This is a genomic window from Arthrobacter sp. HMWF013 (assembly GCF_003061105.1).
GTDB lineage: Bacteria > Actinomycetota > Actinomycetes > Actinomycetales > Micrococcaceae > Arthrobacter.
This window is the reverse complement of the sequence record NZ_QAIQ01000084.1, coordinates 1-1,454: the sequence shown is the minus strand read 5'-3', so window position 1 is coordinate 1,454 and position 1,454 is coordinate 1. Positions and strand designations below refer to the sequence as shown.

Genomic DNA, 1,454 nt, shown 5'->3' with positions numbered 1-1,454 from the left:
CCCTGGGAGTGTTCGGGGCCGGTGGTGCTTTAGTCGTCATCGGATTGCCGGTCGTCGAGACATCGCCGGACCACTCCCTGACGGCAGCCGGACTTTTTCTCCAACTCGCAGCCGCACTTGCCATCGGGGTCATGATGGTTCCCCGGCCGGCCAACGAACGGGACTGGGTAGCCACTGCCTGGGAGGCTCTGCCTCTTGGCGTCTCTGTGGTTACCGCCGCGGCCGCCTTCCAGGCCGTGTCGCAGCGTGCCGGAAACCTGTCGCTCGTCCTGGTGGTTGCCTATCTGATGGTCACAGCGCCGCGGTTGCGCATCCGCCAGCACCGCTGGACGTACTGGTGGCTGGGCCGGGCGGCGGCCACGGTCCTCGTCCTCACGGCCTTTCACCAGTTGCGGGCGGAGAACGGCGCACTGTTCTTCGCGGAAGCGGTTGTTCAACCCGCCACGGTCCTCCTCACTGTCCTGGCTCTCCAGCTGAGCCTTCCCCTGATCGCCGCCGCCCGCCGTCGTGCTCCCCGGTATGTCCTCGCTGATGCGGGAGCTGTGCTGCTTGTCCAGCTTGTGTGCAGCGCCACGCTGGCCCCGGGAGATTCCACAGACTGGCAGGGGACCTGGGCTATTGGTCTTGTTGCTTTATGCGCCGCGGCCGCAAGCTACTTTCTCCGCAGCGAGCCAGGTGCACTGTGGCTGGCCCCGGCAGCCTCGGTCCTGCTGCTTGCACTCTCGGGCGGCGGACTCCTGGAGGTCGAACTGATCCTCGGAGTGTTCGCCGTTTACTCCACCCTGATGGTGGTGGCCGAACCGCAGCGCATCCGGAAAGGCTGGTACTTTGTGGCGGCCCGCGTCCTGACCGCGGCCCTCGCGCTGGTGCTCAGCTACGACCTCACGGCGTCGCCCACCGTGGTTTCCCTGACATTCGCCGTGGTGCTGGCAGCCCAGCACGCGGTCCGCTGGATCATGCGCACCCGGCTCACCGAGGTACCGTTCCAGCAGGCGGCGGTCTGGATCACCCTGGCCGGCCAGGCCCTGCTGCCGCTGGCGTACATCGTGGGGCCGGGGATCACCACCGCTCTTGGACGGGACGACGACGGCGGGCGCTGGGTTGTGCTGCTGGAGCTGCTGATGCTTCTGGCTTCCGCCGTGGTGGCGAGGAAACTCTTTATTGCCCGCGGCGCGCTGTACTTCGGCGTGTACGCAGTGCTGTTCGGGGTTCTTGCCTTGGGCCCGCTGGTCACCTTCGGCGGGACGTTCCTGGTGTCGCCAGTGCTGGGCCACACCGGAACTGCCGCGACCTTGTTGTTGCTGGCAGTGCTTGCATCCTTTGCCGGCATCATGCGGCGCCGGCGGAACGTGCCGGTGGAGGACGTTGAGCACTGGCTGTGGCTGGTCGCGGCCGGGCTGTCCGGCGTGATTGCTGTGCTCATCTCGCCACCCGCTGAGGACTGGGTCCTGGGG

At 67.2% G+C, this 1,454-nt stretch carries 1 pseudogene; it reads left to right on the top strand.

What is annotated here, in order from left to right:
• Window positions 1–1,454, top strand: a pseudogene (locus DBR22_RS23685) (hypothetical protein); the annotation flags it as partial.